This is a genomic window from Novosphingobium aquiterrae, from assembly GCF_042434435.1.
GTDB classification, from domain to species: Bacteria; Pseudomonadota; Alphaproteobacteria; order Sphingomonadales; family Sphingomonadaceae; genus Novosphingobium; species Novosphingobium aquiterrae.
Genome location: NZ_JBHLTL010000001.1, coordinates 525,044 through 541,817 on the forward strand (window position 1 = coordinate 525,044; position 16,774 = coordinate 541,817).

17 protein-coding genes are annotated in these 16,774 nt (G+C 62.5%); 7 read left to right on the top strand and 10 right to left on the bottom strand.

All coding sequences use genetic code 11. From position 1 onward, the window contains the following. Window positions 1-182 precede the first annotated feature (182 nt). Window positions 183-2,102, bottom strand: coding sequence for a GMC family oxidoreductase (locus ACFFF7_RS02430; protein ID WP_379479768.1), 1,920 nt, complete (start codon window positions 2,100-2,102; stop codon window positions 183-185). A gap of 240 nt (window positions 2,103-2,342) precedes the next feature. On the opposite strand from ACFFF7_RS02430, the gene ACFFF7_RS02435 reads away from it, so the two are divergent. Continuing rightward, window positions 2,343-3,974 carry a TIR domain-containing protein gene (locus ACFFF7_RS02435; RefSeq protein ID WP_379479769.1) on the top strand — a complete coding sequence of 544 codons (1,632 nt, stop codon included), beginning with the start codon at window positions 2,343-2,345 and terminating at the stop codon, window positions 3,972-3,974. Then, window positions 3,971-5,629 (top strand): TIR domain-containing protein, encoded by a 1,659-nt coding sequence (locus ACFFF7_RS02440; RefSeq protein ID WP_379479770.1) that lies wholly within the window; start codon window positions 3,971-3,973, stop codon window positions 5,627-5,629. Before ACFFF7_RS02435 ends, ACFFF7_RS02440 begins: the two co-directional genes overlap by 4 nt. Before the next feature lie 350 nt (window positions 5,630-5,979). Here the strand turns inward: ACFFF7_RS02440 and ACFFF7_RS02445 are convergent, their stop codons facing one another. The 6 genes from ACFFF7_RS02445 to ACFFF7_RS02470 all read right to left on the bottom strand — a co-directional run bounded on the left by ACFFF7_RS02445 (window position 5,980) and on the right by ACFFF7_RS02470 (window position 9,096). Beyond that, window positions 5,980-6,462: a DoxX family protein gene (locus tag ACFFF7_RS02445; RefSeq protein WP_379479771.1), complete on the bottom strand. Its 483-nt coding sequence runs from the start codon at window positions 6,460-6,462 to the stop codon at window positions 5,980-5,982. Between the two features lie 11 nt (window positions 6,463-6,473). Further along, the gene (locus tag ACFFF7_RS02450; RefSeq protein ID WP_379479772.1) at window positions 6,474-7,199 is read right to left on the bottom strand and encodes an HvfC/BufC family peptide modification chaperone; all 726 of its coding nucleotides are present in this window, start codon (window positions 7,197-7,199) and stop codon (window positions 6,474-6,476) included. After that, the gene (gene bufB, locus ACFFF7_RS02455) at window positions 7,192-8,028 is read right to left on the bottom strand and encodes an MNIO family bufferin maturase (RefSeq protein WP_379479773.1); all 837 of its coding nucleotides are present in this window, start codon (window positions 8,026-8,028) and stop codon (window positions 7,192-7,194) included. The genes ACFFF7_RS02450 and bufB overlap by 8 nt, the downstream gene beginning before the upstream one ends. A gap of 32 nt (window positions 8,029-8,060) precedes the next feature. After that, complete coding sequence (locus ACFFF7_RS02460; RefSeq protein WP_379479774.1) at window positions 8,061-8,339, bottom strand: BufA1 family periplasmic bufferin-type metallophore; 279 nt, start codon at window positions 8,337-8,339, stop codon at window positions 8,061-8,063. A 137-nt stretch (window positions 8,340-8,476) separates the two neighbouring features. Then, window positions 8,477-8,926 carry a cupin domain-containing protein gene (locus ACFFF7_RS02465; protein WP_379479775.1) on the bottom strand — a complete coding sequence of 150 codons (450 nt, stop codon included), beginning with the start codon at window positions 8,924-8,926 and terminating at the stop codon, window positions 8,477-8,479. 2 nt (window positions 8,927-8,928) lie between these two features. Continuing rightward, window positions 8,929-9,096, bottom strand: a complete 168-nt coding sequence (locus tag ACFFF7_RS02470; protein ID WP_379479776.1) for a hypothetical protein — start codon at window positions 9,094-9,096, stop codon at window positions 8,929-8,931. A gap of 84 nt (window positions 9,097-9,180) precedes the next feature. On the opposite strand from ACFFF7_RS02470, the gene ACFFF7_RS02475 reads away from it, so the two are divergent. The 5 genes from ACFFF7_RS02475 (at window position 9,181) to ACFFF7_RS02495 (ending at window position 14,078) form a co-directional block, all read left to right on the top strand. Then, on the top strand, window positions 9,181-10,005 hold the full coding sequence (locus ACFFF7_RS02475) for a 3-hydroxybutyrate dehydrogenase (protein ID WP_379479777.1): 825 nt from the start codon (window positions 9,181-9,183) through the stop codon (window positions 10,003-10,005). 169 nt (window positions 10,006-10,174) lie between these two features. Next, window positions 10,175-11,491: an NAD(P)/FAD-dependent oxidoreductase gene (locus ACFFF7_RS02480; protein ID WP_379479778.1), complete on the top strand. Its 1,317-nt coding sequence runs from the start codon at window positions 10,175-10,177 to the stop codon at window positions 11,489-11,491. After that, window positions 11,475-12,614, top strand: a complete 1,140-nt coding sequence (locus ACFFF7_RS02485) for a patatin-like phospholipase family protein (RefSeq protein WP_379479779.1) — start codon at window positions 11,475-11,477, stop codon at window positions 12,612-12,614. The genes ACFFF7_RS02480 and ACFFF7_RS02485 overlap by 17 nt, the downstream gene beginning before the upstream one ends. 56 nt (window positions 12,615-12,670) lie before the next feature. Beyond that, a complete protein-coding gene (locus ACFFF7_RS02490; protein ID WP_379479780.1) occupies window positions 12,671-13,387 on the top strand; it encodes a peroxiredoxin-like family protein in 717 nt (238 codons plus the stop codon). Then, entirely contained in the window at window positions 13,377-14,078 is a 702-nt protein-coding gene (locus ACFFF7_RS02495) for a peroxiredoxin-like family protein (RefSeq protein WP_379479781.1), read from the top strand. Before ACFFF7_RS02490 ends, ACFFF7_RS02495 begins: the two co-directional genes overlap by 11 nt. On the opposite strand, the gene ACFFF7_RS02500 is transcribed toward ACFFF7_RS02495, so the two are convergent. The 3 genes from ACFFF7_RS02500 to ACFFF7_RS02510 are packed head-to-tail and all read right to left on the bottom strand — an operon-like array spanning window position 14,067 to window position 16,425. Beyond that, window positions 14,067-14,963 (bottom strand): LysR family transcriptional regulator, encoded by an 897-nt coding sequence (locus ACFFF7_RS02500; RefSeq protein ID WP_379479782.1) that lies wholly within the window; start codon window positions 14,961-14,963, stop codon window positions 14,067-14,069. The two genes, ACFFF7_RS02495 and ACFFF7_RS02500, sit on opposite strands and share 12 nt — an antisense overlap. Before the next feature lie 31 nt (window positions 14,964-14,994). Beyond that, window positions 14,995-15,996 (bottom strand): YeeE/YedE thiosulfate transporter family protein, encoded by a 1,002-nt coding sequence (locus ACFFF7_RS02505; RefSeq protein WP_379479783.1) that lies wholly within the window; start codon window positions 15,994-15,996, stop codon window positions 14,995-14,997. A 15-nt stretch (window positions 15,997-16,011) separates the two neighbouring features. Beyond that, the gene (locus ACFFF7_RS02510) at window positions 16,012-16,425 is read right to left on the bottom strand and encodes a DUF302 domain-containing protein (protein WP_379479784.1); all 414 of its coding nucleotides are present in this window, start codon (window positions 16,423-16,425) and stop codon (window positions 16,012-16,014) included. Between the last annotated feature and the right edge of the window lie 349 nt (window positions 16,426-16,774).

Sequence of the window (16,774 nt, forward strand, 5' to 3'; positions counted from 1 at the left end):
TCGAACTGGCTGACCTTGGGCGGACTTGAGACCAGTCATTCAGGGTTCTGAGATTTTCTGAATGAACGTCCAGTTTTGGCGGCTAGGTCCGAGCCATCGAATGGCTGCAATGTTAGCGGAACCTGAAACCACATCTCCTCATATTCCGGCGACCAACGCCGGAGAATCAGGGGCCATTTGTCTCAGCAAACCATTCGTACGTTTTGGTCCGCGGCAATCAGATCAGCCGCCCGTTCACCAATCATGATCGACGGAGCATTGGTATTACCGCTCGGAATCTCGGGCATGATGCTGGCATCGGCGACCCGCAGGTTCTTCACTCCGAACACCCGCAGTTTGGGATCGACGACACTGCCGATCCTGCAAGTGCAAGACAGATGGTAGATTGTCTGGGCAAAATGCAGGGCAAAATTCTCCAGTAGCGCGTCGCTGGGTTCCTCGCCTTCAACATAGCCGTGAATCTCGGCAAGCATCGGCGGGACGAGCCAATTTCCCAGCTTCTTTTCACCCGGCCATGCAGCGGCAATTTCTAGAGCGCGCCGCATTATCGCAACAATCACTTTCAGATCATAGGGATCACTTAAGTAGTTGAAATTGATGGCCGGCGGCACGGCTGGATCGGCGCTGGTAATAACTAGTTCGCCTTCACTGTGCGGCACGCAGTTGCTTGCCAGGAGGATGACATGTTCGGAATCGGGCGCGAGGGTTTTGGATGCGTCAGCCATCAACATGTCGAGATTAATGTTGATCCGCGTGCCAATAACATCCTCGTTGAAAGCGTGGGGTATGAAGCCAATCTGGGCGTCGTGGGTAAAGTCGTCACCCAGCCCGGTCGAAAAGAAACAGACCCCGTCGTATAACGAGGACGCCACAAGGCTGCTGCCGGTTTCATGCCATTCCGCAAGTCTGCGTTCCGCTTCGACCTTCAATTCGGCAAGCTCACCAGTGAGATGAACATCGTCCGCAGGATCGGCCGGAAGCGGACCGGCCGGCGCGCGCAGCGCATCAGGACCCATCGACATTCCAACTTCCATTCCGGTGAGCGCGATACCGGAAGCAGGGAAATGCATAGGCGCCAGCAAATGGTCCTTGAGGTGCTTCCCCACGTCGGGAAGATCGAGGTGACATTTAATACCCGCGGCTTCCAGTTCGCGGCGGGGGCCAATGCCTGAGAGCAGCAGGATATGCGGCGAGCCTACCGCGCCAGCACTGAGAATGACCTCTCGGTTTGCGCGGATCGACTGGATCGCTCCGCTGTTCTCGCGATATTCGACGCCTGACGCGGTCAAGCTGTCGCCTTCGCCTTCTAGGATGAGCCTTTGCACCTGGGCCTGGGTGATGATCGTAAGGTTCGGCCGAAGTTCGGCCTTTTCCTCCAGGTACGCATGGAAGGTACTCGAGCGCTTGCCGCGCCGTGTATTTGTCTGCACCAGTGAGGCGACCCCGCCGTGGTTATGACGGCCGGCACCATTGTAGTCCCCTTCGGGAATGCCGACCGCGCCGGCTGCCTTGACGAAGTCGCGCGAAGCCGGAATGACCGGCGAGCGAATGCCCACACCGACCGGCCCGGCATTCCCTCGCTCCTCGCGGCTAATGACTGCCTCATTGGTTTCTGAAACTTCTTCCATCCGCTTGAAGCAGGGCAGGACTTCATCATAGCTCCAGCCGTCGGCCCCGAGCCTTGCCCAATTATCGAAATCGCCGGGATGGCCGCGCACGAAGACCATGTAGTTGATGCCGGAAGACCCGCCGAGCATCTTGCCGCGTGGCACCGGCATGCGCTGGTCCTTAAAACCAAGCCCACCCTTGCCAGGATCGCCGGTGAACATCCAATCTGTCTCTGGATCCAGTTGCAGGCTCGCGCAGGCGACAGGCATTTGCTCTCGTTCGGGCGGACGATCCCCGGCTTCGACCAACGCGACACTGATGTTAGGATCTTCGGACAACCTCGCTGCAAGGGCTGCACCGGCTGACCCTCCGCCGACGATCACAAAATCGAATTCGCTTTGCATGACGTTGCCCCCCAAAGCACCGCCACAGTTTGTTTCATGTCCTCGCCAAAGAGTCACGGAGAACAGCATCAATTGCCAGCTTACCGTCATTAGCGATGGGCATCGCTAAAATGACGGACAGGTTTCGATGAGTGGGGCCCACGACTTGGAGGCCAGCTTTGTTAGCGAGAGTATCCAGTGCCCAGGCGGCAACGCAATGGCAGCTAACCCCGACTTTCACGCCGTTGCAGGCTTTCCGGATACGACAACAAAGCGGACATTGGCTAGACTGGCGGCCGAGCCATTGGATCGTTCACTCTCTTGTTGTCAGGGCATAGACTCTGCTGGATAGTGGCGCGTGGACATCGATCCGCTAAGTCATGCCGGGGGAAACCCTTTTTGTCCGCACCAGACATCTTCCTGTCCTACAACCGCGAAGATGCGGCAACGGCGAAGCGCTTTGCCGATGCGTTTGCGGCTGAGGGGCTCGCGGTGTGGTGGGATGCCACGTTGCGATCGGGCGAGGCTTATGACGAGGTCACCGAAGCGGCTTTGCGGGCAGCCAAGGCGGTGGTCGTGCTGTGGTCGCCGCGCTCGGTGGTCAGCCGCTGGGTCCGCGCGGAGGCGACGATTGCGGATCGGTGCAAGACTTTGGTCCCGGTGACGATCGAGCCCTGCGAGCGGCCGATCATGTTCGAGCTGACGCAGACGGCGGAGTTGTCGCACTGGACGGGGGATGCGGGGGACCCCGCATGGCGCGGGTTTCTTTCCGACCTGCAACGGTTCGTTGGACAAGAGCCACGCCCCCCGCAGATTGATGCACCACATACCGCCGCGCCAGCCAATGCGCAGCGAGGCCGCCCCGGGCTTGCGATTGCGCCTTTGCACTTCGCCGCCGCCGATGAGACGTTCGCGCAAGGCCTGATTGATGAAACGGCAACGATATTTTCGCGCTTCAATTATGCCCTTACCCTCCAGTGGGAACCCGCCGGTGCAAGGTACATTCTTGAAGCAACGCTTCGCCGCGCCGACCAAAGGGTTCGGCTTTCAGCAAAGCTGATCGAAACAGAGTCTGGAACACAAATCTGGGCCGAGCGGATCGATGCGGACGGTGACGATCCGTTTGCTGTGCAGGAAGAAGTGGCCAGCAAGCTGGCAAGCAAGGCGGTGCTGGCGATCGAAGCAGCCGAACGGCGCTGGGCGCTGGCGCGGCCCAACGAGGCATCTGGTGCTTACTACGGCATGATCGCGGGGCTTCAGGCGTTCAGCACTTTCTCTGCAAAATCGCATCAGCATGCACTTGATGTCATCGAGGTGGCGCTGGCTGACAATCGCGAAGACCCCTATTTGCTGACATTCGCTAGCGCCTGTTGCAGCGCGCTGCTGTTACTGCGGGTGCCGGGAGACCGGGACAAGCTGCGACTAGCATCGCAGGACTATTCAAGGCGCGCGCTGTTAACAGGTGACGACGATCCGTTGGTCCTGGGCTACCTCGCCTGGGCTGGCATCCAGTCCGGCGGCGATCTTGCAATGCTCGATGCGATGGCCGAGCGCGCCCTGTCACGCAATCCGGGTTGGTCGATGGGCTGGTCGATCAACGGCCATCTCAAGGCGGCGATGGGGCATGTCGAATCGGCCATTGCGTCATATGAAAAGGCGCTTGAGCTTGAACCGCGCGGGCCCGACAGATGGGGTTCGCTCAACATGCTCGGCTGCTGCAGAGTGCTGGCCGGCCAATACGAAGCGGCGCTGGCGCCACTGCTCGAATCCCAGCAACTCGTGCCCGGTGCCCCATACAACGCGCTGGGGTTGGTTGGCGCCTATATCCATCTTGGCCTGATGGACGAAGCCCGCGAGATGCGAAAACAGCTCGCGGCGGACGATGCTGACATCGACCTCAATCTGTTTCGAATGCCCGCCCACCAGAAATTCTTCCGCGATACGCTGGCGCAGCTGTCGGGCGAAGCCGGAGATGCCACTTGACCGCCCCCGACATCTTCCTGTCCTACAACCGCGAGGATCAGGCGGTAGCCAAGCGCTACGCCGATGCTTTCGCGGCAGAGGGGCTGAACGTCTGGTGGGATGCTGCACTGCGTTCGGGGGAGGCTTATGACGAGGTGACCGAGGCCGCCCTCCGGGCGGCTAAGGCGGTGGTGGTGCTGTGGTCGCCGCGCTCGGTGGTCAGCCGCTGGGTCCGCGCGGAGGCGACGATTGCGGATCGGTGCAAGACTTTGGTCCCGGTGACGATCGAGCCCTGCGAGCGGCCGATCATGTTCGAGCTGACGCAGACGGCGGAGTTGTCGCACTGGACGGGGGATGCGGGGGATCGGGCTTGGCTGGCGTTTCTCAATGACGTGCGCGCATTTGTCGGACGGGAAGCTGCGCCTGTGCCGATCGTCGAAGCACCCGAACCAACCCCAACAAAACCTGGCGAACGCGGCGGGGCGCCGTCGCTGGCGGTTCTGCCCTTCACCAACCGCTCCGGCCTGCCGGAAGACGAGGTGTTTGCCTTTGGCATGGTCGAGGATCTGGTCGATGCGCTGTCGAAGGGCGTGAATGTCCGGATCATTTCTAATTCCTCCACAGCGCGGTTTTGCCGCGGGGCCCTCCCTGACGTCGAGGCGATGGGACGACAGTTGGGGGTGCGCTATCTTCTCGAAGGCAATGTTCGTCGCAGCGGCAGCGATCTGAGGGTGACCGCGCAGCTGGTCGAGGCGGCGAGCGGCGAAGTGCTCTGGTCGCAGAAGTTTGATCGGCCGCTTGCCAATCTGGCAGCCTTGCAGGAGGACCTGATCGAAGAGTTGGCAGCGCATCTGGGCGCCCAGTGCTATCGCGCCGAGATGGAGCAAGCGCTCAAGAAGCCTCGCGATCTCACTGCCTGGGAATGCACCACGCGCGCGATGGCTGCGATCAGGCAATTTACCCCCGAATCGATATTCCGCGCGATCGAAGAAGCGGCCCATGCGGTTGCCATCGCACCGGACTATGGTCTGGCCCATGCCTTGCTCGCGGACACATCGTCGATGGCCTATATGTATCTCAGCCCCGACGATCCCGCAGAGGTCGCGCGGATCAGGCATCACATCGATCACGCCCTGGCCTGCGACGCTGAAAACGCCGCCGTGCTCGGCCACGTCGCTGACGCGCTCAACTATACTGGTCAGGCGGCGGAAGGGCTGCGTCGCGCTCGACGGGCGATCGCGATTAGCCCAGGGCACGGATACGCTCATTTTGTTGCTGGCATGGCTTGCGCCATGCTCGGAAAGTCCGGGGAAGCGCTGGCCCACCTAGCCAATTTTCGCCAGATCGAGCCCCACTCGCCGTATCACCAATACGCCTTTCACTGGCAAGCTACATGCTTTCAAAATTTGGGCGACTGGGCCGCGGCAGAAGAAGCCAACGATTGCTGCCTGACGCTCAATCCCGATGCCAATTATGCGACTTTCCAGAAGGCGATTATCGTCCACAAACTGGGCCGGATCGAGGAAGCGCGCCAGCTGATGATTGAAACTCGACGCCGCGAACCTGCCGGAACTCTGGCCATGTGGGAGCTACGCACGGCCCGGTTGAATGCGGCGAACGAAGCGCTGCTCGCTCACTTGCGCGCACTCTGGACCGAAACGGATGGGATGGTATGACTACCCCCGGCATTTCCCTCTCCCACAATCCCGACGGCTAGCTGGTAGCGAAGCGCCTCAAAGAGGATCTAAATCCGAAAGCCCACCCACTCTTCAATCGTGTGGCGATAGGCGTCGTTGAATGCGTAAGTGGCTAGCATTTGTAAGAGACAGAAAGCTCCTGAATGTCCCCTTACCCCAACTTTCCGGCCTTTGCGGACCGTCCGCACACGACAACATTGTGGACATTGACCATCCGACCTTTTGAAGAGTTTGAAGAACCAACTCGCGATCGCCTCTTTCCCAACAGAGGCATCGTTTCAGCGCAGTCGCAAAGATGGATCTGCGGTTCACTGCCAGCCAGTTTCCGTTTACCTGAAAATCAGTCGGTCGAGCGAAAGCGTTCCACCTCCCATTGCGATAAGCGGAAGCAGCAGACCGACCCAGCTGAGGTGCGTAGGCCAAGCATCGGGATAGACGAAAATTTCGATTACAAGGGTCATGCCAAGTAGCGCGGCGGCGGAAAGCCTAGTGAAAAATCCCAACACTAGCAGCACCGAGAACAGATGTTCAGAAACGGTCGCGGCCACCGCAGCAAACTCGGAAGGTAACGGGACGCCGGCATATTCGGTGCGAAACAGTTCGTAGGTGCTGTCGGCGATCGTGAACCAACCTTCGACCTTGGTCCGGGCCGATTGGAAGAATACCGCGGCGATCCCGCAGCGCGCCACCAGTAGGAGCAGCGCGGGCGGCAGTGAGCGGGACAACAGTACGGTGGCGTGCCGCCGCAGCGCTGTGAAGCGGCTTGTGGCAGGAACATGGAGGACGTTTGCGGTCATCGTATTGGTGTTCATGATCGGTCCTTTCAGCAATGGATTGCCGCGAATGCGCCCTGCCGGACCAGATGTCCGAAGCAGTCGCCGATCGGGCTTTCGGGAAACAGAAGGCTGGCGGCCTGCGCCGCGCCGCCGAGCCTTTCACCAAGCCGGATCCCGCCAAGCAGGCGGTGGCTGGGCGAATCCAGCGTGTGGCCGAGCGGAGTGGTCCCGGGCCGCGTGAAGAGCGCGCCGCCTGGTTTCCATTCGGGCGCAAGCTCTCCTTCGAAACCGTCGAGATGCGCTTGCAGGATCGCCATGGCCGGACTTTGCAGCCAGGCAAAGCGGGCGGCAGGATGCAGCCGCAGCTTGAGTGTGAGCAAGCGGTCGGGCTCCACCGATTCAAGCATCACAGGGGTCAGCACCGGTGCATCGGCGGCGTGCAGCGCTTCGCCGCGCAATTGCTCGCAGCGTGCGACATCGGCCAGATAGGGCAGCTCCCGCGCTATCGGCTGGACGGCCAGCCAGTCGGGAAAGCGGTCGCCATAGAGCGTCAGGATCGGCTGTTCGGGCGGATGGCTCCGGGCATAGGCCAGCGCGAGCGCCTCGAAGGCACGCTCGCCAAGGATCGCCTGGGTGACCGGGAAGTTCGCCGCCAGCGCGTCGAAGGCGCCGAGCATGACGGTATTGAGATAGATCCGCATCGGTGCGGCGGGCGCCAGCGGTTGGGCCAATCCATCGGCGAACTGGCGCTGAAAATGGGCAAGTTCAGACATGTTCTCTCTCCTTGACTTCGATCGCCGCCATTCTCCGGGCAGCTTGGTCGTGTTCGCGCAGCAATGTCGCGAAGGGCGGGACATCGCGATCCCATTCAATCAGCACCGGGCGCGGCCCGTGTGCGGAAAGGAAAGCATCGAGCAGCGCCCAGACCGGGTCGGCCACAGGGGCGCCGTGATCGTCGATCAGCAGATCGAGCTCGCAGTCGGTCGATGCGCCAGCCAGATGGATTTCGCCGACCGCGCCAGCAGGAAAATCGGCCAGGTATGCGTGGGCGTCGAAACCAAGATTTTGGGCGCTGACGTGAACGTTGTTCAGGTCGAGCAGCAGGCCGCAACCGGTGCGGTACGCGATCTCGGCAAGAAAGTCGGTCTCGCTCCAGGCGTGGCCTTCGATACCCAGGTAGTGGGACGGATTCTCGATCAGCAGACGGCGACCGAGCAGCGACTGAGCGAAGTCGATATTGCGGCACACGATGTGCAATGCTTCCCGACTGCGCGGGAAAGGCAACAGATCGGGATAGGCGCGCCCGTCCAGTGCCGACCATGCAAGATGTTCGGATAGCAAGAACGGTTCGAACCGGTCCGCCAGGCGTTTTAACTTTCTGAGGTGCGCGGTGTCGGGCAGCAGGTGTCCGGCAAGCGAGAGACCGACCCCGTGGAGCGACAGCGGCCGCACTTCGCGGGCAGCCTCAAGCATGGCCAGCCGCGCGCCGCCGTCGACCATGTAGTTTTCGGCATGGACTTCGAACCACAACCCCACCGCTGGCGAAGCTAGCGCCTCTTCGATGTGGCAGGCCTTGAGGCCCAGGCCGGCGGTGGGGTTCATGGCCGATCTCCCTGGCGGGGTGCGTCGCGCGCTTAGCGGGCCTTGGGGGTCAGCGACCCCGTGCCGGTGGGCGTGCGAATCTGAGTGCAGGTGCCCTTGGCGACATATTTCCAGGCGTTGCCCTGGTAGTCGCGGCGCGATGTCCCGGCGCAGCTGGTGCCGGCGCCGGCGGCGCAGTCGTTGTGACCGGCCTTGGCGATCCCATAGCACTTGTCCATGTTGGGCTGCGGCTTGACCGGGCCGGCATTGGCGATCCCGGCGGTGAGCACGGCGGCGAGCGCCGCGGCGGACAGGGTAGTAGCGGTCTTCATCGTTCGTTTCCTTTCGGTAGGTGCAAGGTTTGCCCCGAAGTTGGCGCCCTGCCTTGGGCGGGGGGTGCGAAAAGGCAGGGCGCCGAATGGTCCGGACGCGGGGCATTCGACCGGACCGGGATCGGGCAACCGTTCGATCAGGGCTGCTTGAACACGTCGGACGAGAGCAGGACGGCAGGCTCGGTGCCTTCATTCTGCCACCAGTGCGAAATGCCGTCGGCCTCGCGGGCGATATCGCCGGCCTTGTGGACGATCGGCACGGCGCAGCTGCTGCGGTGCTCCACGATCGTTCCGCTGACCGTGTAGATCAGCGCCGGACGCCCCTTGTGGCTGTGGATCGGGACAATCCCGCCGGGCTGGACGACCAGACGTCGGGTCCTGAGCAGCCGCCCGGCAACGCCGATCTCGCTGTTGAGATCGATCGAGCCGATCACGGTGTCGGTGACGTCCTTCGGCGTGGTCGGCGCGCCGGAAAGCGCATTGGGCATTTCCTGACCCGACATGCAGTCGCCGGCAAACGCGGGTGCGGCGAAGGGAAGTGGCGCCGCCATCGCAAGCACGGCGGCGGTGATGGTCTTGTTACGCATAGTTAGGGCTCCTTGAGCGGGCTGATTTGCAGTCTGTTGAAATCCGCGCCGACCAGGGTGCTGACCGGCCCCTTCTTTTCGCCGGGGCGCTGCACGTCCGCCAATTGCATTGCCGCATGGAAACAATGCGCCGGCGGCATGATCGCCGGGGCGCGATAACCGCCGTGCATCGAAGGGTGAACCAGAAGGCATTTCAATGCCGAGCCCCAGCACGGCATCCTTGATCCATCGCAGCAAATCCAAGGACTTCCCCAATGCTTGACACCCAGACCGATTGCCGGATGCCCCCGTGCCGCCCGCTTGGCGGGCAGGTTGCAGTCATCACCGGTTCGACCAGCGGCATCGGCCTGGGTATCGCCCGAGCGCTGGCCGAAGGCGGTGCTGCAATCGTGCTTAATGGCCTGGGCCGCGCGGACGAGATCTCGGCGACGGCTGCCGAGCTGGCGCAGCAATATGATGTTGCGGTCGATTACGACCCGGCCAATCTTCTGCTCGGCGAAAGCGCGGCCGAGATGATTGCGGCGGCGATCGAACGGCACGGCCGGATCGATATCCTGGTCAACAATGCCGGGATCCAGCACGTCAGCCCGGTCGAGGATTTTCCGATCGACCGGTGGGACGCGATCCAGGCGCTCAACCTGTCGGCCGCGTTCCATACGATTCGCGCTGCCGTGCCAGCAATGAAGGCCGCCGGGATGGGCCGGATCATGAATGTCGCATCGGCCCACGGGCTGGTCGCTTCGCCCTTCAAGAGCGCTTACGTAGCCGCCAAGCACGGCGTGCTCGGTCTGACCAAGACCGTTGCGCTCGAGGTGGCGCGCCAGGGCATCACCTGCAACGCGATCTGCCCGGGCTATGTCTGGACCCCGCTGGTCGAAGCCCAGATCGAAGACACCGCTAGGGCACGCGGTCTCGACCGCACTCGTGTGATCGAGGATGTCCTGCTCGCGGCCCAGCCCAGCAAACGCTTCGCGACGGTCGAAGAGATCGGCGCCTTGGCCGCATTTCTGGCCAGTCCGATGGCCGCGTCGATCAATGGCGCCGCCATTCCGGTCGACGGCGGCTGGACCGCCCAGTGAGAAGAGAGAGCACCATGCAAAGCACGCGCATTCCGCCGGCCGCTCCGAACCTGCCTTCGCATCTCGCAGCTGCCTGCATTTTCGCCCGGACATCGCACCGCACCGCGTCAACGACGCCGCCGCCATGCGGTGTGCTGGCCGAGCTCGCCCTGCTGCGCCAGACCCGATGATGGCTAGCGTTCCGCGCGTGGTGGTGATCGGCGCCGGGTTTGGCGGCCTCGCGGCGGTCAAGGCACTGGCCCGAGCCCCGGTCGCCATTACCCTGGTCGATCAGCGCAACCACCATCTGTTCCAGCCGCTGCTTTACCAAGTCGCAACTGCGGCGCTTTCGCCCGCCGATGTCGCGGGTCCGATCCGCTCGATCCTGCGCGACCAGGACAATGTCCATGTGGTGCTTGACCGGGTCGTGGGCATTGATCGAAGTGCCCGCGACGTGTGTCTCGCAAGCGGCAAGCGATTGACCTACGACTGGCTCATCGTCGCTACCGGCGCGCGACATTCCTATTTCGGCCGTGACGAATGGGCGCAACATGCGCCGGGCATAAAGTCGATCGAAGATGCCACTGCGGTCCGCAGCAAGGTTCTGCTCGCGCTTGAACGTGCCGAGACTGAGACGGACAAGGCGCGGCGCGATGCGCTACTGACCTTCGTGGTAATCGGCGGCGGCCCGACCGGGGTCGAAATGGCCGGTGCCATTGTCGAACTGGCGCACCGCTCGGTTAGCCGCGATTTCCGCACGATCACGCCGCATTGCTCGCGGGTCATCCTGATCAATCTGGCTTCGCGTCTGCTCCAGACCTTCCCGGAGGACCTCTCCGCGATCGCGCTTGCAAATCTGGAGAAACTCGGTGTCGAGGTTCGCCTGTCAACGCCGATCACCGCGATTGAGGCCGACCATGTCGTAGCCGGCGACGAACGTATCCCGACGCATACTGCGATCTGGGCCGCCGGCGTTCAGGCCTCACCGGCTGCGCAGTGGCTTGACGCCGCTGCCGACCCGGCCGGCCGCGTCGTCGTCGACGATGCATTGCACCCGCATGGGGATGAGCGGATCTTCGTGGTCGGCGATACCGCCTGCTGCGCCGGCCCCCAAGGCGTAGCGCTGCCGGGCACAGCCCCCGTTGCCAAGCAACAGGGGCAACACGCCGCCCGCGCTATCAGGGCCGCGGTTGCCAATCGGCCGGCGCCGCCTTTCCACTATCGCAATTTTGGCAACCTGGCGACGATCGGACGCAGCCATGCCGTGATCGATTTCGGCTGGTCGCGGGTCAGCGGGCTGCTTGCCTGGCTGATTTGGTCGACCGCCCATGTCTATTTTCTGGTCGGCTTTCGTAACCGGTTGCAGGTCGGAGCGAACCTAATCTGGAACTACCTAACCTATGCCCGGCACGCCCGGCTGATCACCGGTGCGCACGCTGCGCCCGCCGTTTCGATTTCCCAAACTCATGATCTATTCAAAGGAGAGAAACATGACCGAGCTGCATGACGAGCTTGCCGCGCGCGGACAGATCGTTCTGGTATTCCAGGGCGGCGGAGCACTGGGCGCCTACCAGGCCGGGGTTTATGAAGCGCTGCACGAAGCCGGGATCGAGCCCGACTGGGTGGTCGGCACTTCGATCGGCGCGATCAACGCGGCGCTGATCGCCGGATCGCCGCGTGGCGAGCGGGTCGCACGGCTAAGCGAATTCTGGGACCGTGTCTCCACCGGCAAGTTCATGGGCCTGCGGGTGCCCGACTGGCTTGGCCTGCCGGCCCGCAACATGGCGACGATCATGAATGGTCTGCCGGCGTTTTTCAGACCGCGGCCGATGGCCTTCGTTAATCCGTTCCTGCCGCTGGGCGGCGATGCGGCCGCCTATTACTCGGTCGATCCGCTGCGCGAGCTGCTTGGCGAATTGATCGACTTCGACCAGATCAATCGCGGCGCAATGCGGCTTTCGGTAGGTGCGGCCAAGGTGCAGAGCGCCGAAATGATTTATTTCGATAGCGAGAAAGAGGCCCTCAGCGTCGAGCATGTGTTGGCTTCCGGCGCGCTGCCTCCGGCCTTCCCCGCGGTGCGAATTGACGGCGAACTTTACTGGGATGGCGGCATCCTATCCAACACCCCGGTCGAAATCGTGTTCGACGATGAACCGCGGCAGAGCGCGACAGTCTTTGCCGTTCACCTGTGGAACCCGCACGGACCCGAACCGGATTCGATCTGGCAGGTGATGAATCGGCAGAAGGACTTGCAGTATTGCAGTCGCGCCGCGCAGAATATTAAGCGCCAGCGCCAGCTCCACCGCTTGCGCCACGTCGTGACGGAAATCGCCAAGCTGGTGCCCGATGGCGCGGCATCGGCCAATCACCTTGCCGAACTGCGCGGTTACGGCTGCGATACCCGGATGAACGTCGTGCGCCTGCTCGCCCCCTCGCTCGACAATGAGGACCATTCGAAGGACATCGACTTCAGCCCCAACGGGATCCGCCTGCGCCGCGAGGCAGGGTACCGTCACACGATCGAGGCGCTGGCGCTGGCGCCCTGGCGCAACGAGATCAACCCGCTCGACGGTCTTGTCCTGCACGAGGTCTGCGGCGGCGAAATAATCCGAACCACAGCTGCCGCGTGAACTACTGGGATGATTGACCGCACCTGTGCTAGCCATGCGGCGAAAGGGGATTTGCCATGACCCATCCCTTGGTCGCCGCGCTTGAGGACGTTTTTCAAGCCGTGCGCAACGAAAACTGGCCCCTTGGCCGACGCTTGAGGGCGATTGCCGACGAAGTCCGGATCAAGGGGCCGGATTTCGCTGCAGCCGTCGATGCGTTCGTTGCCCGACTTGAAGCGGCACAGGCCGGCGAAGGTGCGCCCAAAGTGGGCGACCGCATGCCCGAATTCACCATGCCCGATCAGGACGGGAAGTTGATCGGACTGGCCGACATCCTTGCCCGAGGGCCTGCCATCTTGGCCTTTCACCGCGGCCACTGGTGCCCCTATTGCCGGCTCAACATGGTCGGTCTTGCCGAGATCGAGAAGGACGTTGCTCCGGCGCAGATTTATGCGATTTCCGCGGAACTGGCGCGCTACACTCGCCAGCTCAGGGCCGAGGCCGGAGCCGGGTTTCCGTTCCTGACCGATCTTGACGGTGGTTTTGCGCTGTCGATCAACCTGGCGATCCTGGTCGATGAGGCGATGGCCGCCATGATTGCCGGGGCGGGATGGAACATACCCGCCTATCAAGGTGGTCAGGCCTGGATTCATCCGGTGCCGGCCATTTTCATCGTCGATACCGACGGCATCGTCCGGGTCCGCCATATCGATCCCGATTACCGGCGCAGGATGGAACTGGACGAAATCGTCGCGGGGGCAAACTCGATTGGTCCCGCGCGGCATGAGCGATGAGATCCGTCCAGATCCCAGCGACATCGTCGCGCGCCTGAGCAGACGACCGCTGGCGTTGGGTGAAAGGCTGTCGGAAATCGCCCGCGACGCGCGGACCCGCGATCCCCAGGGTAGTGCGCTGGTTGACCGTTTCGTTGCCAGGCTGGAGGCGGCACGGGCTGGCAGCGACGCACCGCAAATCGGCGAGATGTTGCCATCCTTCATTTTGCCGGACCATGACGGCAAGCTGCGTTCGTCGCAGGATCTGCTTGCGGCAGGTCCGCTGGTAGTGGTTTTCCACCGCGGTCACTGGTGTCCCTATTGCCGGATGACGATCGCGACGCTGGCCGAGGCGCAGCATCGCATCGGCCGATCGAGAGTTGTCGCGATCTCTGCCGAAACGCAACGCTTTACCCGCCGCATCCGGGCCGAGACCGGCGCGCAATTCCTGTTCCTCAGCGATATGAATGCCGACTATGCTAGCGCGATCGGGCTGGCAATCACAGTCGATCCAGCCCTGATCGAGCGGTACGAACGCGCCGGCAAGCGGATCCCCGATTTTCAAGGCAGCAAGGGTTGGATACTGCCGATTCCGGCGGTCTTCGTCATCGACCGCGACGGGGTGATACACGCCAGCCATATCGATCCGGACTATCGCCGGCGGATGGAAGTGGAGGAACTGATGCGCGCCGCGGCGGCGCTAGGCAACTAACCGCGCTTCCCAATCGGCCGAGCGCACCAAATTGAGGAGGGCCGACGCTTCACGTGACCGCGAACGACCAGCGATCGTGTAGACTGCAACCGTTCGCCGCAGGTCCAAACCGGGCCAGGGAAGGTGGCGCAGCTCGCCCGATTGAAAGGTACTGTGCGGCAGGACGGCAACCCCGAACTTAGCTTCGACCAGCGCTTCGAGATCGCGGTTGCAGCTGACCTCGTGCGCGTCATCGGTACGGATGCCGGCCTGTTCGAGCGAAGCGAGGGTCAGCTCCGATCCATCCTGCAACGAATGGACCAGCAGACGTTCCTTGCGCAGCACTTCGACCCGCAGCTCGATATCGTTGATCCGCGCCAGCTCGTGGTCTCCGGCAACCACCAGATCGAAACTTTCGCTGAACATCGGCCAGCAATCGAGCCGGTCCCAGCTTTCGCCAAGGGCGCCGCCGAAGGCCAGTTCGATTTCCCCGTTCTTGAGCCATTCGGCAATCTGCATACCGTTGCCGCGCCGGATCTGCAGTTGCAGCCCAGGGAAGGCGCGCTGCAGTTCGGCCAGGGCGCTGAGCAGCAGGGCGACGTCTAGCGTGATCGACACGCCGACCGCCAATGTCGCAAGATCACCGCTCTTGACCTTGGCGGCAAGGACTTTTGCCGTCTGCGCGCTTTCATAGCATTGGGTCAGCAGCGGCAGCATGCGGTCGCCCAGGTCGGTGAGGTGGCTGAGCCGCCCCTCGCGGCGGATAAGTTCACCGCCGAGTTCGTCCTCTAGCTGCTTGATCGCCCGGGTCAGTGCCGGCTGGGTAACATTGCATTGTTCTGCCGCACGCGTGAAATTGAGTGTCTTGGCCACGGCCAGAAAATAGCGGACTTGCTGCATTTCCATGTAATGTCGCTCCCCACCTTGCATGCGGGCCTCAAACCCGGCTTGCGCGACTCTCAAATCCGGCCTGAAACAATTTGCGCCAAACTCTGCCGACGAGCAAGCCGGCCGCAATCGTCAGCGCCATTGCCCCGATCGCCAGCCAGGCATGGGGCTGCAACCATGGCAACCCGGCGAGAATCAAATTGTCGTTGCCGCCCGGCACAAGCGCGGCGCCTAGACCCATCAGTGCCCCGCCGATCAGGCAAAACAGGGCCCGCCGTGCCGACAATTTCACGGTCCTGGCAATCTTCCGGCCGCCGATCACGGCACCGGCCAGCAAGGCGGCGAAAAGTACGATGTCGCCAAGGCTCGGCATGCTGCGCCTGTGCGCGGCTCGCCACAGCGCCTCTGTGTAGGTCCAAGGTCCAGCCAGAACGGCAAGCGCCACAAAGGCAATCCCTATTGTGATGGTGGCGTGGCGATAGTCCCAAAGCTGTCGGCGCTTCAACCCGCTCCGCTGAAGTGCCCGCAACTGGCGCAGCGAGACGATTACGCTGCCAGCAAACAGCAAAAGGAGAAGGACGGTCGCTTTTCCCGGGAGCGGGGACATCGGCATGCTCGGCAACCCATCACCGGCAAAGCGGGCATGGGTCAGGCTGCCGAGGAAATAGCCGGGCGGCGTAAAGAGATAATTGAAGTCGCGGTTTCCGATCCTGGCGATCGATCCGAACACGCAGGCATCGTTCAGCCAGGCGCCGAATCCAAGCAGCAGTCCGCCCGTCGCCACCATGAAATCGACCGGAAAGGCGGGACTGGCCTGAAAGTGCAATCCCGCGACGAGGCCGGCCATACCCAGCGCAACTACCCACAGGCAACACTCGGCCAGAGCCATCGCCCGCCCGGTGCGGCACTCGGTGACGATCTGGCTGACTGCGCCGACCATGCAGGTGCCGCCCTGCTGGATCGCGAAACCCATCAAGGCAGCAGCCAGCATGGCGACAAGAAAAGCCACAAGCTGATGGTCGGCCGGAAATCCCATGGGTATCGCCGCCATGGCTGGTCGCCGGATCTATCGCGCGGTAGAAGCCGCGGCGATAGACGCGGCAACCTCGCTGGCCATTTTCAACTGTGCGTCCTTGTCGGCGATTGTGTAGCGCTTGGCGATGAAAGCGAAGTCGGTCCAGGCGACCCACACACTGCCGTCGCTCTCTTCGACCACCAGCATCCGCACCGGCCAATCGAGCCCGGCATAGCGGTTCGCCTGGAGGAACTGGACGCCCAGGGGCGGATTACCGAACAACACCAGGGTCGACCGTCCGATCTTCAGGTCGGCCGCAGCGCCGAGCCCGGTCTGATCGATGTTGTCGAAAAAGCGGATTCCCTTGGCCTGGACATCGGCTTTCAGCCTGGCAAGAGTTTCGTCAAAGCTGTTGGCGCTCTTCACGCGGATCACACCATCGGCGTGAGCGGCGGCAATGGGCACGGGACCTTGCGTCGGAACGTCGGCCGATGCGGGTGAAACTCCACACAAGACGGCGGCTAGCACGGCAAATGACAATCGGGCGAATGAGGACATTTGAGGAGCCTTTCGAGCTGAAATTGACGTCGCTCTCTCTCCCATCACGGCAGCGTGGGCTCAAATACATATGCCGTATGATTTCGATGCCCGATGCTCATCGCCGAATGCCGAAGGGGCGCAATTCAATCGCGGAATTGCAAGGAAATTGTCCCACCTGGGATGCTGCCCGCCTACCTCATCCCCGTTTGCCGCGTGCGAATGTCTGCTTTCCGCCCCATTCGATACAATACCCCAGCCAAGCTCGAATCCTGAA

Excerpts from the sequence above, each read along its gene's own strand:
- ACFFF7_RS02430 (WP_379479768.1), bottom strand. The coding sequence starts at position 2,102 with ATGACGGTAAGCTGGCAATTGATGCTGTTCTCCGTGACTCTTTGGCGA.
- ACFFF7_RS02470 (WP_379479776.1), bottom strand. The coding sequence starts at position 9,096 with ATGCACGGCGGTTATCGCGCCCCGGCGATCATGCCGCCGGCGCATTGT.
- ACFFF7_RS02480 (WP_379479778.1), top strand. The coding sequence starts at position 10,175 with ATGGCTAGCGTTCCGCGCGTGGTGGTGATCGGCGCCGGGTTTGGCGGC.
- ACFFF7_RS02485 (WP_379479779.1), top strand. The coding sequence starts at position 11,475 with ATGACCGAGCTGCATGACGAGCTTGCCGCGCGCGGACAGATCGTTCTG.
- ACFFF7_RS02505 (WP_379479783.1), bottom strand. The coding sequence starts at position 15,996 with ATGGCGGCGATACCCATGGGATTTCCGGCCGACCATCAGCTTGTGGCT.
- ACFFF7_RS02465 (WP_379479775.1), bottom strand. The coding sequence starts at position 8,926 with ATGCGTAACAAGACCATCACCGCCGCCGTGCTTGCGATGGCGGCGCCA.
- ACFFF7_RS02450 (WP_379479772.1), bottom strand. The coding sequence starts at position 7,199 with ATGTCTGAACTTGCCCATTTTCAGCGCCAGTTCGCCGATGGATTGGCC.
- ACFFF7_RS02500 (WP_379479782.1), bottom strand. The coding sequence starts at position 14,963 with ATGGAAATGCAGCAAGTCCGCTATTTTCTGGCCGTGGCCAAGACACTC.
- ACFFF7_RS02445 (WP_379479771.1), bottom strand. The coding sequence starts at position 6,462 with ATGAACACCAATACGATGACCGCAAACGTCCTCCATGTTCCTGCCACA.
- ACFFF7_RS02495 (WP_379479781.1), top strand. The coding sequence starts at position 13,377 with ATGAGCGATGAGATCCGTCCAGATCCCAGCGACATCGTCGCGCGCCTG.
- ACFFF7_RS02475 (WP_379479777.1), top strand. The coding sequence starts at position 9,181 with ATGCTTGACACCCAGACCGATTGCCGGATGCCCCCGTGCCGCCCGCTT.
- bufB (WP_379479773.1), bottom strand. The coding sequence starts at position 8,028 with ATGAACCCCACCGCCGGCCTGGGCCTCAAGGCCTGCCACATCGAAGAG.
- ACFFF7_RS02490 (WP_379479780.1), top strand. The coding sequence starts at position 12,671 with ATGACCCATCCCTTGGTCGCCGCGCTTGAGGACGTTTTTCAAGCCGTG.
- ACFFF7_RS02460 (WP_379479774.1), bottom strand. The coding sequence starts at position 8,339 with ATGAAGACCGCTACTACCCTGTCCGCCGCGGCGCTCGCCGCCGTGCTC.